This is a genomic window from Pectobacterium sp. S5 (assembly GCF_051707265.1).
Taxonomy (GTDB): Bacteria; Pseudomonadota; Gammaproteobacteria; order Enterobacterales; family Enterobacteriaceae; genus Pectobacterium; species Pectobacterium polare.
The window spans coordinates 170372-187989 of the sequence record NZ_JAULSZ010000007.1 but is presented as its reverse complement, the minus strand read 5'-3'; the positions used below and the strand labels follow the sequence as shown (position 1 = coordinate 187989).

Below are 17618 nucleotides of genomic sequence, written 5' to 3'. Positions count from 1 at the left end.
GAAACCAACTGCTGCGAAAGCCTGCATCAGTCACAACAATGACCTGCTTATCTTTGCCGATGGCGGCAGCCATCTGATCGAGAAAGTCGTTCTGAACGGTAGCGTTGTTCTGGTATTGAGAGGAAATGACTTTACTCATCAGAGGGATAGCTCTTCCATCGCACAGTAGACTCGCCCGCAAAACGCTGAGCTCCGATGACGGATARCCGCTCCAGTCCACGGCAATAACGCATAATGAAAGGCTGCTGGTGAGGCGGGATACAAGCTTCTGATAAACAGCGGGGACATCGCTAAACATCAGGTTACTGTTGAGATGYCGGTCAACACGCTTAATCTTGTGCTTAACCCGTGCCGGTCCTGGCAGATACCTGCCGATGCTGGTAAGAGAGAGCRATGCGCCACGCGTCAGTGCGACGGTCATATCGAGCAGAGCATTTTTACGGTACTGATGAAGTGAGTTCAGGGACTGGCTAAAAAATTTATGGCAAACTTGTGAAGCAGGCATAGAGGCGTGACCTTACTTTTTGGTGGAACACTAAGTAGATCACAACCTTCTATGCCTGTCTTTATTTATGGGGAACCGTCAGGGCGTTAGCCCCATTTCCTTTTGTGGCGAATAAACGTTGTACTCTCGCTATTCAAGGCTTTTGTGGAGCTGGATGAGCAATCGATCCATACAGCGATAGCTCAGCGCTTCGGCAAGGTGTTTTCTCTCTATGTTGTCCCGATCGCCGAGGTCAGCGATCGTGCGCGCAACTTTCAATATCCTGTGCCACGCACGTACGGATAAGCCAAGTTTGTTCATCACTTCTTCCAAATAGGTCGCATCAGCCATCTCCAATCCGCAGTGTTTTTCTATTTCGCGTGACGTGAGCAGTGCGTTGATTTTATTTGCCCGCTTCAGCTGTATCTGCCGTGCGGTCAGCACGCGCTCACGAATTGTCGCGCTGCTTTCGCCTTGATAATGCTGCTGAGATAAAACCCCTGGTGGTAGCAAAGGGACTTCGATAGAAAGGTCAAAGCGATCCAAAAAGGGACCAGAGAGTTTGCTGAGATAGCGCAGTATTTGCTGTGCGGGTAATCGGTTATGAATGCCCTGATAGTGGCCTGACGGGCTAGGATTCATTGCGGCGACCAGCTGCACCCGTGCTGGGTAGCACACTTTGGCCCGAGTGCGGGAAATGATAATTTCACCGGACTCCAGAGGCTCTCGTAGTGAGTCCAGTACGCGTCGCTCAAACTCCGGTAATTCATCCAGAAACAGTACGCCGTTGTGGGCGAGCGAGATTTCTCCGGGTTTGGGCAGTGACCCTCCGCCCACGAGCGCCGCCATGGAAGAGCTATGATGAGGTGCTCTAAATGGTCTTTCTCGCCAGCGCGTCATGGTGGCATCAATGTTGATTAGGCTATTGATGGCGGCGCTTTCCAGCGCTTCTTCATCGCTTAATGGCGGCATCAGATTGCCTAATCGACTCGCCAGCATGGTTTTCCCTGTTCCCGGTGGTCCTAGCAAGAGTAGGTTGTGACCGCCTGCCGCCGCTATTTCCAGTGCGCGTTTAGCTTGCTCCTGACCGATGATATCCTTCAAGTCGAGCGTATCTTCCCCGATCTGTGGAACCGGTGTCATGTCGGAGCAACTGAGCAATTCCTCTTCTCCGCTGAGAAAAGCACACACGTCCAACAAATGCCCGGCCATCAGCGCTTCACCCTGCGGTATCAACGTCATCTCCCGTTTATTGTCATCTGGCAGGATAAGCTGGCGGCCTGACTTTATGGCTTCCAATGCAGCGGGAATCGCGCCATTGACGCCACGTAAGGTGCCAGACAGGCCAAGTTCGCCAAGAAACTCGTAGCGACTTAGTTTTTCACCATCGATTTGTTCTGAGGCCGCCAGAATCGCCAGAGCAATCGGCAGATCGTAGCGTCCCCCTTCCTTTGGCAGGTCTGCGGGGGCGAGATTGACCGTGATGCGCTTTGCTGGAAACGTAAATCCGCAATTGATGAGTGCGCTGCGCACGCGATCGCGCGCTTCCTTGACGGTGGTTTCTGGTAAGCCGACCAGCGTTAGGGCCGGTAGCCCGCTGCTGATGTGAACTTCGATATAAACGCCCGGCGCTTGTACACCAATCATTGCCCGAGTATAGGTAACTGCCAATGACATGCTATTTCCCCTCTGCTGATGGTTTGCATCATGTCCGGCAAGCGAGAAGAAGTAGAGACCGTCTTTGCCAGTCTGCGCGGCGATGTCATGAAATAATTCACTGTTTCAGTAATGAGTAAAATTTGTGCGCGATGTGTCGCAATTATCTAAGGTGAACCGATTGCTTAACGTTATCCGACGATCGACGACGCCCGTTTGCATCTGCCACGTTTCTCATACAACGCTCATTTTTACGCCAACAGGAGAAAATAATTTGATGCGCTTCTACCTTATGATTACGTTGTATTTTTTCCCGTATCATAGGTAATTCTTACGGGTGGCAATGAAAAAAAATGGTTGTCAGTCCATGTCTGACTGTGATAACTCTGTAGGCATTCGTTCGACAGAAGATTAATGAACAACCTATTATGAAAGCCCTATCCCTAGTGATTAGCCTAGTCGTGATTAGCGTGGTGGTGATTATTATCCCACCGTGCGGGGCTGCACTTGGACGAAGAATGGCTTAGAAATCAAGGCCTAATTCAAGAAAACCCCCGCACCGAAAGGTCGGGGGTTTTTTGTTGGGCGTAATCTATAACGGAAAGGAACAGAAAATGAACATCAGCATAAAATTCTGTTATTCCCATAAGATGTCGGGGAAATAACTATGAATGGAGCACAGTGGGTGGTTCAAGCGTTGCGAGCGCAGGGAGTGGAAACCGTTTTTGGTTATCCAGGGGGCGCGATAATGCCAGTCTACGATGCACTTTATGACGGCGGCGTTAAACACCTGCTGTGTCGCCACGAGCAAGGCGCGGTGATGGCGGCGATTGGTTATGCTCGCTCCACGGGCAACGTGGGCGTCTGCATTGCGACATCTGGCCCTGGAGCAACGAACCTGATCACCGGTTTGGCCGATGCTCTGCTGGATTCTGTGCCTGTGGTCGCGATCACCGGACAGGTTGGGTCGGCACTGATTGGCACCGATGCTTTCCAGGAGATCGACGTGCTGGGGCTGTCTCTGGCCTGTACGAAACACAGTTTTCTGGTTGAGTCTCTCGAATCACTGCCGGAAGTGATGGCAGAAGCGTTTGCGATTGCCAACAGTGGCCGTCCTGGCCCTGTTCTGGTCGATATTCCTAAAGACATTCAGCTGGCGGTGGGGGATTTCACTCCAAACTTTGCGCCTGTTGTTAACGATGTCGATTTCCCCGATCAAGATATTGCGCAGGCGTACGCTCTGCTGGCAAAAGCGCAAAAACCGGTGCTGTACGTTGGCGGTGGGGTCGGCATGGCGAATGCGGTTCCGGCACTGCGTGAATTCCTGAGCGTAACGGATATCCCTTCCGTTTCTACCCTTAAAGGGCTGGGTGCCGTGGATGCCAATCATCCCTATTACCTCGGTATGATTGGTATGCACGGCACGAAGGCGGCGAACCTGATTGTGCAGGAGTGTGATTTGTTAATCGCGGTCGGGGCGCGTTTTGATGACCGCGTGACCGGCAAACTGAACGCCTTCGCGCCTCACGCCAGTGTTATTCATATGGATATCGACCCAGCGGAATTGAGCAAATTGCGTCATGCTAATGTTGCATTGCAAGGCGATCTGAACGCGATATTACCCGCGCTGCAACAGTCGCTGAGCGTCAGCGCGTGGCGCGAGCAGGCGACCATGATGAAGGCGGAATACCCGTGGCGTTATGATCATCCTGGCCAGGCGATTTATGCGCCTGCGCTGCTGAAAACGATCTCCGAACGAATGGATGCGGATACTGTGGTCACGACCGATGTGGGCCAGCACCAGATGTGGGCCGCACAGCATATGACGTTCAGCCGTCCTGAGAATTTCATCACCTCCAGCGGCCTCGGCACGATGGGCTTCGGTGTACCCGCTGCGGTAGGCGCACAGGTTGCGCGCCCGGACGACATGGTTATCTGCATTTCCGGCGACGGCTCTTTCATGATGAACGTTCAGGAATTGGGCACCATCAAACGAAAACGGCTGCCGTTAAAGATCGTGTTGCTGGATAACCAACGGTTAGGCATGGTGCGTCAGTGGCAGCAGTTATTCTTTGATGAACGCTACAGTGAAACCGATCTCTCCGATAACCCTGATTTCCTGACGCTGGCAAGCGCATTTGATATCCCAGGCCAGCGCATCACCCGTAAAGATCAAATTGATGTCGCGCTGGATGCCCTGTTTAACAGCGAAGGACCCTATTTATTGCACGTATCGATTGATGAATACGAAAACGTTTGGCCGCTGGTTCCGCCGGGTGCGGGTAACGAAACGATGCTTGATAAAACCAAGTAAGGCTCGATAAAACCAAATAATGGCCGACTTACACAGAATAAGTGCTGGAGACAACAGAATGACACACCATCAACTTTCGATTCAGGCGCGCTTTCGTCCCGAGGTTCTGGAGCGTGTATTGCGTGTTACCCGCCATCGCGGTTTCAAAGTTTGCGCGATGAATATGGTGCAAACCACCAATGCCGATCACATTAATATTGAACTGACCGTTGCCAGCCATCGTTCGGTGGATTTATTGTCAACGCAATTGAGCAAGCTGTTGGATATTTCCTGCGTTGACATTCAACCGATGACGACATCACAGCAGATCAGCGCCTAACGCAAAAGAGTAAGGAAAAAGAAGAATGACAAAAAAAGCGGACTACATTTGGTTCAATGGCGAGATGGTTCCATGGGCTGAAGCAAAAGTACACGTCATGTCGCATGCCCTGCATTATGGCACCTCTGTCTTTGAAGGCGTTCGTTGCTACAATTCACATAAGGGCCCAGTGGTTTTCCGTCACCGTGAGCACATGCAGCGCCTGCGTGATTCGGCAAAAATTTACCGTATGCCCGTCGCGCAAAGCGTGGATGAGCTGATGGAAGCCTGCCGTGAAACGCTGCGTAAAAATAACCTGACCAGCGCGTATATTCGTCCACTGGTGTTCATTGGTGATGTGGGCATGGGCGTTAACCCGCCAGACGGTTATCAAACCGACGTCATCATCGCGGCCTTCCCATGGGGCGCGTATCTGGGTGAAGAGGCGCTGGAAGCCGGTATTGATGCGATGGTGTCGTCCTGGAATCGTGTGGCGGCGAATACCATTCCAACCGCCGCGAAAGCGGGTGGCAACTATCTGTCCTCTCTGCTGGTGGGTAGCGAAGCACGTCGCCACGGCTATCAGGAAGGGATCGCATTGGATGTCCACGGCTATGTTTCTGAAGGTGCGGGCGAGAACCTGTTTGAAGTGAAAGACGGTATTATCTTCACGCCGCCGTTTACCTCTTCGGCGCTGCCGGGCATTACGCGTGACGCCATCATCAAGCTGGCGAAAGATGCGGGATATGAAGTGCGTGAGCAGGTGCTGTCCCGCGAGTCACTGTATCTGGCCGATGAAGTCTTCATGTCCGGTACTGCGGCAGAAATTACCCCAGTGCGCAGCGTCGACGGCATTCAGGTCGGTGTTGGTAAACGCGGCCCGGTCACCAAAGCCTTGCAGCAGGCGTTCTTTGGCCTCTTTACGGGTGAAACCGAAGATAAATGGGGCTGGTTGGATCCGATCAATCAGTAAGCAGTCAAGACAGACAGTCAGGCGGTGACGCGTTCCGTCATCGCCAAATTCGTAATTTTTGGAGTAAAAGAGTATGCCTAAGTACCGTTCAGCCACAACCACTCACGGCCGTAATATGGCCGGTGCCCGAGCCTTGTGGCGCGCCACCGGGATGACCGACGACGATTTTGGTAAACCGATTATCGCGGTGGTCAACTCCTTCACCCAATTCGTGCCTGGCCATGTGCACTTGCGCGATCTGGGTAAACTGGTTGCCGAGCAGATCGAAGCTTCCGGCGGCGTCGCGAAAGAATTTAACACCATTGCCGTTGATGACGGCATCGCGATGGGACACGGCGGCATGCTCTATTCTCTGCCTTCCCGTGAACTGATCGCCGACTCCGTGGAATACATGGTCAATGCCCACTGTGCGGATGCCATGGTGTGTATTTCCAACTGCGACAAAATCACCCCGGGGATGTTAATGGCGTCGCTGCGCCTGAATATTCCGGTAATTTTTGTTTCTGGTGGCCCGATGGAAGCAGGGAAAACCAAGCTTTCTAACCAAATTATCAAGCTCGATCTCATCGATGCCATGATTCAGGGTGCAAACCCTAACGTCAGCGATGCCGACAGTGAGCAAATTGAACGTTCCGCCTGCCCGACCTGCGGCTCTTGTTCAGGGATGTTCACGGCGAACTCCATGAACTGCCTGACCGAAGCCCTGGGACTCTCTCAGCCAGCCAATGGTTCATTGCTTGCAACGCATGCTGACCGTAAGGATCTGTTCCTGAACGCGGGCACGCGCATCGTAGGTCTGGCGAAGCGTTATTACGAGCAGGATGATGCAAGCGTATTGCCGCGCAACATCGCGAATAAAGCCGCGTTTGAAAACGCCATGATTCTGGATATCGCCATGGGCGGTTCCACTAATACCGTATTGCATCTGCTGGCCGCAGCGCAGGAAGGTGAAATTGATTTCACCATGTCGGATATCGACCGCCTTTCACGTAAGGTGCCACACCTGTGTAAAGTTGCGCCTAGCGGTCAGAAATACCATATGGAAGACGTACACCGTGCTGGTGGGGTGATCGGTATTTTGGGCGAGCTGGACAGAGCCGGTCTGCTGAACCGTGAAGTCAACAACGTGTTGGGCAAAACGCTGCCGGAAACGCTGGAAGCCTACGACGTAATGCTGACGAAAGATGAAAGCGTGAAGCGTATGTATTCTGCAGGACCAGCGGGTATCCGTACGACCAAAGCGTTTTCTCAGGATTGTCGCTGGGATTCACTGGATACCGATCGTCAGGAAGGCTGTATTCGCTCGCGTGAATATGCTTACAGTCAGGATGGCGGGTTGGCGGTGCTGTACGGCAACATTGCGCTAGATGGCTGCATCGTGAAAACCGCAGGCGTTGATAAAGATAGCCTGATTTTCCGTGGCCCGGCAAAAGTCTATGAAAGCCAGGATGACGCGGTAGAAGCGATTCTGGGCGGAAAAGTCGTCGCGGGCGATGTAGTGGTTATCCGTTACGAAGGGCCGAAAGGCGGGCCGGGCATGCAGGAAATGCTGTACCCGACCACCTATCTGAAATCGATGGGCTTGGGTAAAAGCTGTGCACTGATCACTGACGGACGCTTCTCTGGTGGTACGTCGGGGCTGTCTATTGGCCACGCGTCTCCTGAAGCCGCAAGTGGTGGCACCATTGGTCTGGTACAAGATGGCGACATGATTGCCATTGATATCCCAAACCGCAGCATTGTGCTGGACGTTGCGGAGAATGAGCTGGCAAGCCGCCGCGAAGCGGAAGAGGCGAGAGGCGAGCAGGCCTGGACGCCACATAACCGTGAACGCCAGGTATCTTTTGCGCTGCGTGCGTATGCCATGCTGGCAACCAGCGCAGATAAAGGCGCTGTGCGGGATAAAAGCAAGCTGGGAGGCTAATGCTGATGGCTGTGTCACAACCTCTTCCTGCCGCGCCGGGAGGCGCGGAGTACCTGCGGGCGATCTTGCGATCGCCGGTGTATGAAATCACGCAGGTCACACCGCTGGAGAAGATGGAAAAGATCTCTTCGCGGCTGGGTAATGTCATTCTGGTAAAACGTGAAGACAGACACGCGGTGCACAGCTTCAAGCTGCGCGGCGCGTACGCGATGATGGCAGGCCTGAGTGATGAGCAAAAATCCCACGGCGTGGTGACGGCATCTGCTGGTAACCATGCGCAAGGTGTTGCGCTCTCTTCCAGCAAGCTGGGGATTAAATCACTGATTGTGATGCCAGTGGCGACAGCTGATATCAAGGTGGATGCAGTGCGTGGTTTTGGCGGCGAAGTGCTGCTACACGGTGCCAACTTTGATGAGGCCAAGGCGAAGGCGATTGAGCTGTCACAACAGCAGCATATGACCTTTCTGCCGCCGTTCGATCACCCTGCTGTGATTGCGGGGCAGGGCACGCTGGCGATGGAATTACTACAGCAGGATGCGCATCTGGATCGCGTGTTTGTGCCAGTCGGCGGTGGTGGTTTGGCGGCCGGTGTTGCCGTACTGATCAAACAGTTGATGCCGCAGATTCAGGTGATCGGCGTAGAAGCGGAAGATTCCGCCTGTCTGCGTGCGGCGCTGGATGCCGGGCAGCCGGTCGATCTGCCGCGTGTCGGGCTGTTTGCCGAAGGCGTGGCGGTGAAGCGCATTGGCGATGAAACGTTCCGCCTGTGCCGGGAATATCTAGATGACGTGATTACCGTCGACAGCGATGCCATCTGTGCCGCAGTGAAAGATCTGTTTGAGGATGTCCGTGCAATTGCTGAACCGTCCGGCGCGCTGGCGTTGGCGGGGATGAAGAAATACATCCAACAGCATCAGATTCAGGGTGAACGTCTGGCGCATATTCTGTCTGGCGCGAACGTCAACTTCCACGGGCTACGCTACGTTTCCGAACGCTGCGAGCTGGGTGAACAGCGCGAAGCCTTGCTGGCCGTGACGATCCCCGAGAAACAGGGCAGCTTCCTGAAGTTTTGCCAACTGCTGGGCGGTCGTTCCGTTACCGAGTTCAACTACCGCTATGCGGATGCCAAAGACGCCTGCATTTTTGTCGGTGTGCGTCTGACGCGTGGCTATGCGGAGCGGCAGGAAATTATCGCCGAGCTGTCCGCAGACGGTTATGAAGTGGTGGATTTGTCCGATGATGAAATGGCGAAGCTGCACGTTCGTTATATGGTCGGCGGACGCCCTTCCAAACCGCTCCAGGAGCGGCTGTACAGCTTTGAGTTCCCAGAGTCGCCGGGCGCATTGCTGAAATTCCTGCAAACGCTGGGGGCGCACTGGAATATTTCACTGTTCCATTACCGCAGCCACGGCACGGATTTTGGCCGCGTGCTGGCCGCGTTCGAGTTGGATGCAGGCGATCGGGAATTCGAACAGCACCTACAGGCGCTAGGCTATGAATGCCACGACGAAACCAATAACCCCGCGTTCCGCTTCTTTTTAGCGGGTTAAGCGCTGAGTGTTCCCCTAACGCCGCCGATGGTGTTTCGCCGTCAGCGGCGTTATCTTTAATGTCATCTGACAGCAACAGGGATGGCATTTCTTTATGGCAACGCAGTTCACGGGTTTTTCTCAAACGGGTTTAACGTTTCTTCAGCAGGTGTCTCAAGGCGTTGTTGAATAAATCTAATCGCAGTTCGTTATTATTATTTTTAAATTAATTTTTCATTTTTCTAATTTCTTTAATTATTGATAATAATTATTTTCTAGGTTAGTTTGGTGAAAAGTGGAATAACACATGGAGACCGAGTGTGAAAAATAAAGAAAAACTTGCCATTCAGTTAAATGAACAATTAAAGAATAACCTTATTAATAGTTCGTTACCTCCTGAAGAAATACTCGCATTGATGATGAAGCTATGCCTTTCTCTGATGCAAGTGACTCAAAGTAATCTTGTGGAAATGAAGACGTCCGATGGGCGAAAACTTTCACTCAAGCTCGATACACCATCAGTGCATTAAAAATATTAACTCTTAGAGGCTGCTAAAAATGTCGAGTATTATCTATTTAGAGTTGACGGGTGATAAACAGGGGTTAATTTCTTCTGGTTGTTCAACATTGCAGTCAATTGGTAATAGAAGCCAAATTGGTCATGAAGATCAAATTCAGGTGTTAAGTTTAAATCACTCAATGAGTCATGCTGATAATCTATCCTGTCACCCCGTTGAAATAATTAAACTTATCGATAAATCGTCACCGTTGCTTGGTGTTTCTACCTCTTCCAATGAAAAGTTAAGTGCAAATTTCTTTTTGTATAGGATAAATTCCGCCGGGCAATTAGAGTTGTTTTATGTCATTAAATTAACAGATGCCCGGATTGTTGACATTTCTTGTAGTTATCCGCATTCGATTAATGACAATGACGTAATGCCATATGAGAAAATTTTATTGAAGTATGGTTCTATATCATGGGATCACAAAGTTGCGGGAACATCAGGTTATAGCATCTGGAATGATAGTGGTATTTAGTTTGACTTAGTAATAAAATATGCAGCTATTTATAATTATGTTATTTGTGGCTGTTTTTATTGATTCATCACTAACCGAAAAAGATACTAAATAATTTTGTACATTGGCGCTGCGTATTAATAAAAGGAATTTACTCAATGCTAAGAGTACCTCAAGGACAAATAACCTTTGATGGCGAAGGGGATGATGTTCCCAATAGCCCTTTTTTTAGCCGAGTCATTCACTGGCCAAGAAAGGCTAAGTCTGGTGTGACGCTGGGGCGAGGCTATGATATGGGGGAGAGAACCAAGGGTGAAATCTATTCGGATATGCTCAGAATTGGTATTGGTAGTGAAAAAGCGAATTTGATAGCGAAGGGGGCAGGGTTAAAAGCAGGTGCTGCCGAAACTTTCGTGAAAGAATATAAAGAAAAAATTGGCATGATTACACATCAGCAACAAATAGCTCTATTTAATATGGTTTATGTTGGGTATATAGAAATAGCGAAAAAACGATATGCACGTTATTCCGCTAATGTACCTGATAGGGTGAATTGGGATGAACTTCACCCCGCTATCAGAGATATTCTGATAGATCTTGCCTATCAAGGGTTTGCTGGGGAGACGACTATTCCTGTTGCAGCAAAAAATGATATCGATCTGTTAATAAAGAAAATAGAGAGTACGAAAGATTTGCTAGACTATGAGGCAGGAAGAAATCGAGCAGGTTATTTAAGGATGAGAAAATGAAAAATATCTACTTCTGTATGTTGATGTTATTTTCTATGAATGGTATATCCCCTGCATTTGGTGAGATTTATTGGAGTAAACTGGAATTAATGGAGAAAACGTTATGTAAAGATATAATGAAAGGGGAAAGCTATCATGAAGTGGATATTTGTATTGACCGGATGCTTGCTGATTCGACAGAAAAACTAGAACAAAAAAATAAAGAAGCAATAGAATTTCTCTCCAAACTTATAACTATGGAGGATGAGGAAGATGCCGTTAAGCTTTTCAAAACAGATCAAGCCGCGTGGAAAAATTATGTTGTCCATCGTTGTGCGTATAAAGTACACCCGTATATTAAAGATAGCCCTATTTATTTTTCTGGTAAAAGTCTTTGCGAGGCGGTAGAAAACTACAGGCGGATCGAGTCGCTAGACGGTGAGCTCAATATCCCTTAATACTTATCCCTTGGATAAGTGTGTTACACCGCCGATGGTGTTTCGCCGTCGGCGGCGTTATCTTTAATGTCATCTGACAGCAACAGGGATGGCATTTCTTTATGGCAACGCAGTTCACGGGTTTTTCTCAAGCGGGTTTAACATTTCTTCAGCAGGTGCGTCAGTACAACGATAAAGCGTGGTTTGACGAGCATCGTGCGGTTTACGATGAGCAACTGGTTGCGCCGTTCCGCACGCTGGTGGATGAGCTCAGTCTGACCATGTTGCAGATTGACGACCATTTTGAAACGCGTCCTGCCATCGGCAAAACGCTCTCCCGTATTCACCGCGACACGCGCTTTTCTCACGATAAATCCCGCTATCGCAGCCAAATGTGGCTCACTTTCAAACGTACCCGCAAAGACTGGACGGACGCGCCGGTGTATTTCTTTGAAATCACGCCGGATACCTGGCGTTACGGGCTGGGCTATTACAGCGCGACGCGTAATACGATGGACCTGTTCCGTCAGACGCTGCGCGGTAATCCATCGCAGTTTCTTGAAGTGGCAAGCTGTCTGGGAAAGACCTTCACGCTGGAAGGCGAAAGCTACAAACGCCCGTTGATTAAAGGTCAGGAACCGGAACTGGCAGACTGGTATAACCGTAAGTCGTTTGCCGCGATAGATACCCGACAAGATATGGACGCGCTGTTTTCCGGCGAGCTGGTGACGATTCTGTCACAGGGTTTTACCCAGCTTGAACCGCTCTATCATTACCTGATGAACGTCGAAACCATGAAGAAAGCCGCGCAGGAAACGGAGTCCGATACGCGGGCATTTTCGGCGGATAAGTGGTTTGAACGCTAGAGTCAGAGTTAGCCAACACTACGGCGTTTTCTGCGGCTCCAGTGGCGTTTTATCGCGCTCTAACAAATAGTTAAACAGGTAACCTTCTTCCCGATTGCTGCCGAAAGTGGCGATTTGCAGATGGTCATCGTCAATGCAGGTGAGCAGTATTTTCACCTGCTGGCCGAAACTGCTTTCGCCTTTGCCAATCGCCTGTACATCGCTCATCTGACGAGCGGTGAAGGTGGAATCATCCAGCTTGTTACCGTAGCGGAATGCAATGGATGCACCGCCTTCAATCTTGCCACGTTGGTTGGTCATCGTCAGGCTGACGGCGTGGTAGGGCGCTTTCTGGTCGTACATTTCCCGAAAATACTCCCCCAGATCGCGGTACTCCTCGGTGGAAAGCCCCGACATCACATACTCATAGCTGAATGAACCGTTGAAGCAGGACGTGTTCTTCACGGGGGTAATTGGCGAAGGGAGTGCGTGCTGCGCGATGTCATTCAGATAGCGCAGCCGGTTTAACTGCTGCTGATAGCGTTGGCGCAAACAGTCTTCGTCTTTGCACTGGTCGCGTGTGGTCAGCCAGCTGCGCTGAAACTGGTTGAGCGTTTTTTCCCACGGTGCGCTGTTGTCGTACGCCGTCAGGAACGTGCGGGAGGTCTTCCAGACCTGTGCCAGTTCTTCATCGAGCTGCCCGAGCAATGGGCTGGCACAAATCAGCTTTTCCTGAACTGAAGCGGCTTTGTCGCAGGAGAAGCTGGCGGCTTGCGCATTATGGCTGAGGGAAACCAACGTCACCCCTGCGGCGATGAGGGCAGTGAAGGCTATCTTCATGGGGTGTCCTGTAATATGTCCCAAAAGGCGGCAATCAGCGGTTCGCTAAGCCGTTTTTTCTGTACGCACACGCCGAGTTCAAGCGGCTCCATTACCTGCTCGACAAAGACGGAGACGCGGTTGCGTACCGGTTCCGGGCTGTTCTCCAGTACGACGTTTGGAATCAGCGCGATGCCGCAGCCTAGCGCGACCATCGATACCATCGCTTCATGCCCGGAGATGGTGGCGTAAATTTGCGGGTTGGTGATGTGGTTGCGTCGGAACCACAGATCGATGCGCTTACGCACCGGGCCGTGCTCCGGCAGGATGAACGGAATCTGCGACCAGTCTGGGTCTGCCTGCCGTACCAGCGACTGCACGGGGCAGGGAAGTGCCGGGATAATCAACGCCAGAGGCAGTTTATCGAGCGGCATGAAGTCAACGCTGGCTGGGAGCGCTTCCGGGCGTCCGGCTATCCCCAAATCCCCATCATTCGACTGAATTTTCTCAACCGCATCGGCGGCATCACCCGTCGTCAGTTTAATTTCTACCAGCGGGTGCAGCGCCCGAAAGCGATCCAGAATCGGCGGCAGGTGGCTGTAGGCGGCGGTGACGGAACAGAAGATCCGCAGCTCGCCGCTTAATGACGGCCCGTGCTGGTCTATCGTGTGGCGTAGCTGCTGGTATTGCAGCAACGTTTGCTGGGCGAACTGCTTCAGGTGCTCTCCGGCATCGGTGAGCTGCACGGTGCGGTTATCTCGCAGGAACAGCGTCTGCCCTAAATCCTCTTCCAGCCGTTGAATTTGCCGCGATAACGTGGACGGGCTGATGTGCATCGCCTTTGCGGTACGGCCAAAGTGTCGGCTTTCCGCAAGGTGCAGGAATAATTTGAGATCACGTAAATCCATGCGATACAGGCCCCGTTTTTTATCTTGCAGATAGTGCAATGTGACGTTGTTAATATATCAATTTAAGCAACGCAATTCCTGTCATATGATGGGGTCATAGTGAATTCCCATCTGACGGGAATCCTTTCTCGAATAACAGATAAACAAAACTGTATACGGAGCACGACATGGCTAACTATTTCAACACATTAAACCTGCGTCAGCAGCTGGATCAATTGGGCAAGTGCCGCTTCATGGGGCGTGATGAATTTGCCGATGAGGCGAGCTACCTGAAAGGGAAAAAAGTGGTGATCGTCGGCTGTGGTGCTCAGGGTCTGAACCAGGGTCTGAACATGCGCGATTCTGGTCTGGATATCGCTTACGCCCTGCGTGCTGAAGCGATTGCCGAAAAACGCGCATCATGGCGCAAAGCGACCGAAAACGGCTTCACCGTTGGCACCTACGAAGATCTGATCCCGCAGGCTGACCTGGTGGTTAACCTGACGCCGGACAAACAGCACTCTGCAGTGGTTCAGGCGGTACAACCGCTGATGAAACAGGGCGCAGCGCTGGGCTACTCTCACGGTTTCAACATCGTTGAAGTGGGCGAGCAAATTCGTAAAGACATCACCGTCGTGATGGTGGCGCCGAAGTGCCCAGGTACGGAAGTACGTGAAGAATACAAACGTGGTTTCGGCGTACCCACGCTGATCGCGGTTCACCCGGAAAACGATCCGAAAGGCGAAGGCATGGCCATTGCTAAAGCTTGGGCTGCGGCAACGGGTGGTCACCGTGCTGGCGTTCTGCAATCTTCTTTCGTTGCAGAAGTGAAATCTGACCTGATGGGTGAGCAGACCATTCTGTGCGGTATGTTGCAGGCGGGTTCTTTGCTGAGCTTCGACAAGCTGGTTGCTGAAGGTACCGATCCCGCTTATGCAGAAAAACTGATTCAGTTCGGCTGGGAAACCATCACTGAAGCGCTGAAGCAGGGCGGGATTACGCTGATGATGGATCGCTTGTCTAACCCAGCGAAACTGCGTGCTTACGCACTGTCTGAGCAGCTGAAAGGCATCATGGCGCCACTGTTCCAGAAACACATGGATGACATCATCTCCGGCGAATTCTCCAGCGGTATGATGGCTGACTGGGCGAACGATGACGTGAAACTGCTGACCTGGCGTGAAGAGACTGGCCAAACGGCATTCGAAAACGCACCGCAGTTCGACGGTAAAATCGCTGAGCAAGAATACTTTGATAACGGCGTGCTGATGGTTGCGATGGTGAAAGCGGGCGTTGAGCTGGCGTTTGAAACCATGGTGAGCTCTGGCATCATCGAAGAATCGGCTTACTACGAATCACTGCATGAGCTGCCGCTGATCGCCAACACCATCGCGCGTAAGCGTCTGTATGAAATGAACGTGGTTATCTCCGATACCGCAGAATACGGTAACTACCTGTTTGCTAACGCTGCCGTACCATTGCTGAAAGATGCGTTCATGGCATCCCTGCAGCCGGGCGACCTGGGTAAAGCGGTAGCGGGTACCGAAGTGGACAACGCGCAGCTGCGTGATGTTAACGAAGCCATCCGTAACCACCCAATCGAAACCGTAGGCCACACGCTGCGCGGTTACATGAAAGACATGAAGCGTATCGCTGTTGCGGGTTAATGTTATTTTGACGCTTACCGAAACACGATGATTGCTATGCTGCTCCCTTGGGGAGCAGCATTTTTTTATCTGCGGTTATCCCTCATCTCGCGTTATCTAGATCCTGTACAGGCAGTGTGTTGCGTGAGGCAAGCGCCAGCGCCGTGGTTAATTCTGCTTTCGTCATCCGTATGCAGTAAGACGGCATGTTTCTTTCAAAACGCCAGCCTTCAGACAAGGCCCCTGCGTCTACCCCATCAAATCCGAACGCGTCATAAAGCTCAGCCACAATCGTTTTTCCTTGAGGATCATCACCCGCAAGCGGTAGCGCTCGTCGCTCGGGATGACCCGCGGGTAAACCGTGGCTTTCCAGATGCGTCATGGTAATCGCGTTAAATGCTTTGATGATTTTTGCACCGGGTAACGTATCGGCAAGGAGTTCGCTGGTCGTTGTTTGCTGCGCATCAAGAGTGATGACGCTTCCGTCTCGTTCTGGGTAGTAGTTGACGGCATCAATCGCAAATTTACCCTGCAATGCCTGTGTAGGGAGATTGCCGATAGCGGAGAGCGGAACCGCGATAACGACAATATCGCCAAATGCTGCGGCTTGTGTGGGTGTTCCAATATCGCAGCCGATCATAGGCCGTAGGCTGAAAAGCGTTTTGGGGTCACGCGAATTGCTGAGCATGGTTTGATGCCCCGCTTGGATCGCCAGTTTAGCGATCGCCCGTCCGACAAAACCCGCGCCAATAATGCCAATTTTCATCTTTTTTCACCTTCAATGGTTTTGAGACGAAAAGGTTAATCCTCTACTTTTTGAAGATAAAGTGTGTTATCTGAGAGGGATAAACAACAAAAATGAGGGAATCATGGATCGGTTTACCAGTATGAACATTTTTGTCAAAACTGTGGAGCTGGGATCTTTTGCTGCCGCCGCGGATGCGCTCACCCTTTCGCCACAGATGGTCGCAAAGTATGTGGCGTGGCTTGAGGCTCGGCTTGGTTCTCGGTTACTCAACCGCACTACCCGTCGTCAGAGCCTGACGGATGTCGGTCAGCGCTATTACGAACGCTGCAAAGTCGTTCTTGCTGAATTGCAGGCGGCGGATGATATTGCCCGGGAAATGCAAACGACGCCTTCGGGTATTATTCAGGTCAACGCTCCGGTGACCTGGGGATCGCATTTGCTTGCACCGTTTATCACCCGTTATCTCGAACGCTACCCCGATACGCAGATCGCATTAACGTTAAACGATCGTCAGGTTGACCCCATTGAGGAAGGGTTTGAGGTGATTATCCGTATCGGAGAATTGGCCGATAGTACGATGGTTGCCTGGCCGCTTCAGCCCTATTCGCTAATAGCATGTGCATCGCCAGATTACGTGGCACGGGCTGGCCTGCCTGATACGCCATCAAGCCTCGCACACCATACGTGCCTGATTTATGGTGTAAAATCCGTCCTTGCGCCTTGCCGATGGGTTTTTCAAAAAGAGGGGAAGACGGAAGAAGTCAGGCCGAAGGGCAGACTGTACGCCAACGACTGGAATGCGTTATTGCATGCCGCGATAGAAGGGTATGGCGTTACCCTTGGGCCAGAAGCGGTACTGCGCAAGGAAATTCAGAGCGGGCGTCTGATTCAGGTGTTATCTGATTATGACGGGCCGGTGCGTCCCGTGCACGTCATGGTGCCTTCTGTGAGGCGCACAACGGTCAAAGTGAAAACGTTTGTTGATGCGCTCAGAACGAATTTCGGATAGTGGCAGTATGCCCTGTAATGAGCGAAAAAATCCGCTAAGAGCTTCAGAATATGGAGTAAAAAGGCCATCGTATGAGATGTCATGCCGATCGGTTGCTTAGCTGACTGGCACTAACCAGCGCGGGTTGCTTATTGTCATTCAACTTACCATTCAATTCCTCACATTCTTTTTTGTGCTGCTGTCGCGGCGACGCTGCGTTTTATAGTCATCACTCGGGTTGGAACGGGATCTGAAGGTAATGATGGGCTGCAACGGATCTATTTGTTAACAAGGTTGCACAAGGTTGCACAAGGTTGCACAAGGT

Annotated in this window: 17 protein-coding genes and 1 pseudogene; 13 read left to right on the top strand and 5 right to left on the bottom strand. The window is 51.4% G+C overall.

Going from position 1 to position 17618, the window contains the following annotated elements:
• Both QWJ20_RS20385 and QWJ20_RS20380 read right to left on the bottom strand, forming a co-directional pair.
• Window positions 1-505: pseudogene (locus QWJ20_RS20385) on the bottom strand (IS4 family transposase); the annotation flags it as partial.
• Between the two features lie 129 nt (window positions 506-634).
• Window positions 635-2161, bottom strand: a complete 1527-nt coding sequence (locus QWJ20_RS20380; RefSeq protein ID WP_233968503.1) for a YifB family Mg chelatase-like AAA ATPase — start codon at window positions 2159-2161, stop codon at window positions 635-637.
• Window positions 2162-2568: 407 nt separating this feature from the next.
• Between QWJ20_RS20380 and ilvL the strand changes: the two genes are divergently transcribed.
• From ilvL to QWJ20_RS20325, 11 genes are all read left to right on the top strand, one after another.
• A complete protein-coding gene (gene ilvL / locus QWJ20_RS20375) occupies window positions 2569-2667 on the top strand; it encodes an ilv operon leader peptide (RefSeq protein WP_071531109.1) in 99 nt (32 codons plus the stop codon).
• A 140-nt stretch (window positions 2668-2807) separates the two neighbouring features.
• Complete coding sequence (gene ilvG / locus QWJ20_RS20370) at window positions 2808-4454, top strand: acetolactate synthase 2 catalytic subunit (RefSeq protein ID WP_433993342.1); 1647 nt, start codon at window positions 2808-2810, stop codon at window positions 4452-4454.
• A 58-nt stretch (window positions 4455-4512) separates the two neighbouring features.
• Window positions 4513-4773, top strand: a complete 261-nt coding sequence (ilvM, locus tag QWJ20_RS20365; RefSeq protein ID WP_095700895.1) for an acetolactate synthase 2 small subunit — start codon at window positions 4513-4515, stop codon at window positions 4771-4773.
• A gap of 25 nt (window positions 4774-4798) precedes the next feature.
• The gene (locus QWJ20_RS20360) at window positions 4799-5725 is read left to right on the top strand and encodes a branched-chain amino acid transaminase (protein ID WP_095700894.1); all 927 of its coding nucleotides are present in this window, start codon (window positions 4799-4801) and stop codon (window positions 5723-5725) included.
• A gap of 73 nt (window positions 5726-5798) precedes the next feature.
• On the top strand, window positions 5799-7649 hold the full coding sequence (ilvD, locus tag QWJ20_RS20355; protein ID WP_039487959.1) for a dihydroxy-acid dehydratase: 1851 nt from the start codon (window positions 5799-5801) through the stop codon (window positions 7647-7649).
• 5 nt (window positions 7650-7654) lie between these two features.
• Window positions 7655-9199: a threonine ammonia-lyase, biosynthetic gene (gene ilvA / locus QWJ20_RS20350; protein ID WP_095995315.1), complete on the top strand. Its 1545-nt coding sequence runs from the start codon at window positions 7655-7657 to the stop codon at window positions 9197-9199.
• Window positions 9200-9498: 299 nt separating this feature from the next.
• Window positions 9499-9708: a hypothetical protein gene (locus tag QWJ20_RS20345; protein ID WP_433993341.1), complete on the top strand. Its 210-nt coding sequence runs from the start codon at window positions 9499-9501 to the stop codon at window positions 9706-9708.
• Between the two features lie 28 nt (window positions 9709-9736).
• The gene (locus QWJ20_RS20340; RefSeq protein ID WP_095700892.1) at window positions 9737-10216 is read left to right on the top strand and encodes an Hcp family type VI secretion system effector; all 480 of its coding nucleotides are present in this window, start codon (window positions 9737-9739) and stop codon (window positions 10214-10216) included.
• Window positions 10217-10353: 137 nt separating this feature from the next.
• Window positions 10354-10944: a calcium-binding protein gene (locus tag QWJ20_RS20335; protein WP_433993340.1), complete on the top strand. Its 591-nt coding sequence runs from the start codon at window positions 10354-10356 to the stop codon at window positions 10942-10944.
• Window positions 10941-11381, top strand: a complete 441-nt coding sequence (locus tag QWJ20_RS20330; RefSeq protein ID WP_433993339.1) for a lysozyme inhibitor LprI family protein — start codon at window positions 10941-10943, stop codon at window positions 11379-11381. The genes QWJ20_RS20335 and QWJ20_RS20330 overlap by 4 nt, the downstream gene beginning before the upstream one ends.
• 101 nt (window positions 11382-11482) lie before the next feature.
• Window positions 11483-12226: a DUF2461 domain-containing protein gene (locus tag QWJ20_RS20325; RefSeq protein ID WP_433993338.1), complete on the top strand. Its 744-nt coding sequence runs from the start codon at window positions 11483-11485 to the stop codon at window positions 12224-12226.
• 18 nt (window positions 12227-12244) lie between these two features.
• On the opposite strand, the gene QWJ20_RS20320 is transcribed toward QWJ20_RS20325, so the two are convergent.
• Together QWJ20_RS20320 and ilvY are read right to left on the bottom strand one after the other, a co-directional pair.
• Entirely contained in the window at window positions 12245-13045 is an 801-nt protein-coding gene (locus QWJ20_RS20320; protein WP_433993337.1) for a lysozyme inhibitor LprI family protein, read from the bottom strand.
• Window positions 13042-13932, bottom strand: a complete 891-nt coding sequence (gene ilvY / locus QWJ20_RS20315) for an HTH-type transcriptional activator IlvY (RefSeq protein WP_240584015.1) — start codon at window positions 13930-13932, stop codon at window positions 13042-13044. Before ilvY ends, QWJ20_RS20320 begins: the two co-directional genes overlap by 4 nt.
• Before the next feature lie 167 nt (window positions 13933-14099).
• Between ilvY and ilvC the strand changes: the two genes are divergently transcribed.
• Window positions 14100-15578 carry a ketol-acid reductoisomerase gene (gene ilvC, locus QWJ20_RS20310; protein WP_039487964.1) on the top strand — a complete coding sequence of 493 codons (1479 nt, stop codon included), beginning with the start codon at window positions 14100-14102 and terminating at the stop codon, window positions 15576-15578.
• A gap of 82 nt (window positions 15579-15660) precedes the next feature.
• Here the strand turns inward: ilvC and QWJ20_RS20305 are convergent, their stop codons facing one another.
• Window positions 15661-16323 (bottom strand): NADPH-dependent F420 reductase, encoded by a 663-nt coding sequence (locus QWJ20_RS20305; RefSeq protein WP_249716466.1) that lies wholly within the window; start codon window positions 16321-16323, stop codon window positions 15661-15663.
• A 103-nt stretch (window positions 16324-16426) separates the two neighbouring features.
• Between QWJ20_RS20305 and QWJ20_RS20300 the strand changes: the two genes are divergently transcribed.
• Window positions 16427-17314 (top strand): LysR family transcriptional regulator, encoded by an 888-nt coding sequence (locus tag QWJ20_RS20300; RefSeq protein ID WP_226301654.1) that lies wholly within the window; start codon window positions 16427-16429, stop codon window positions 17312-17314.
• Window positions 17315-17618 lie beyond the last annotated feature (304 nt).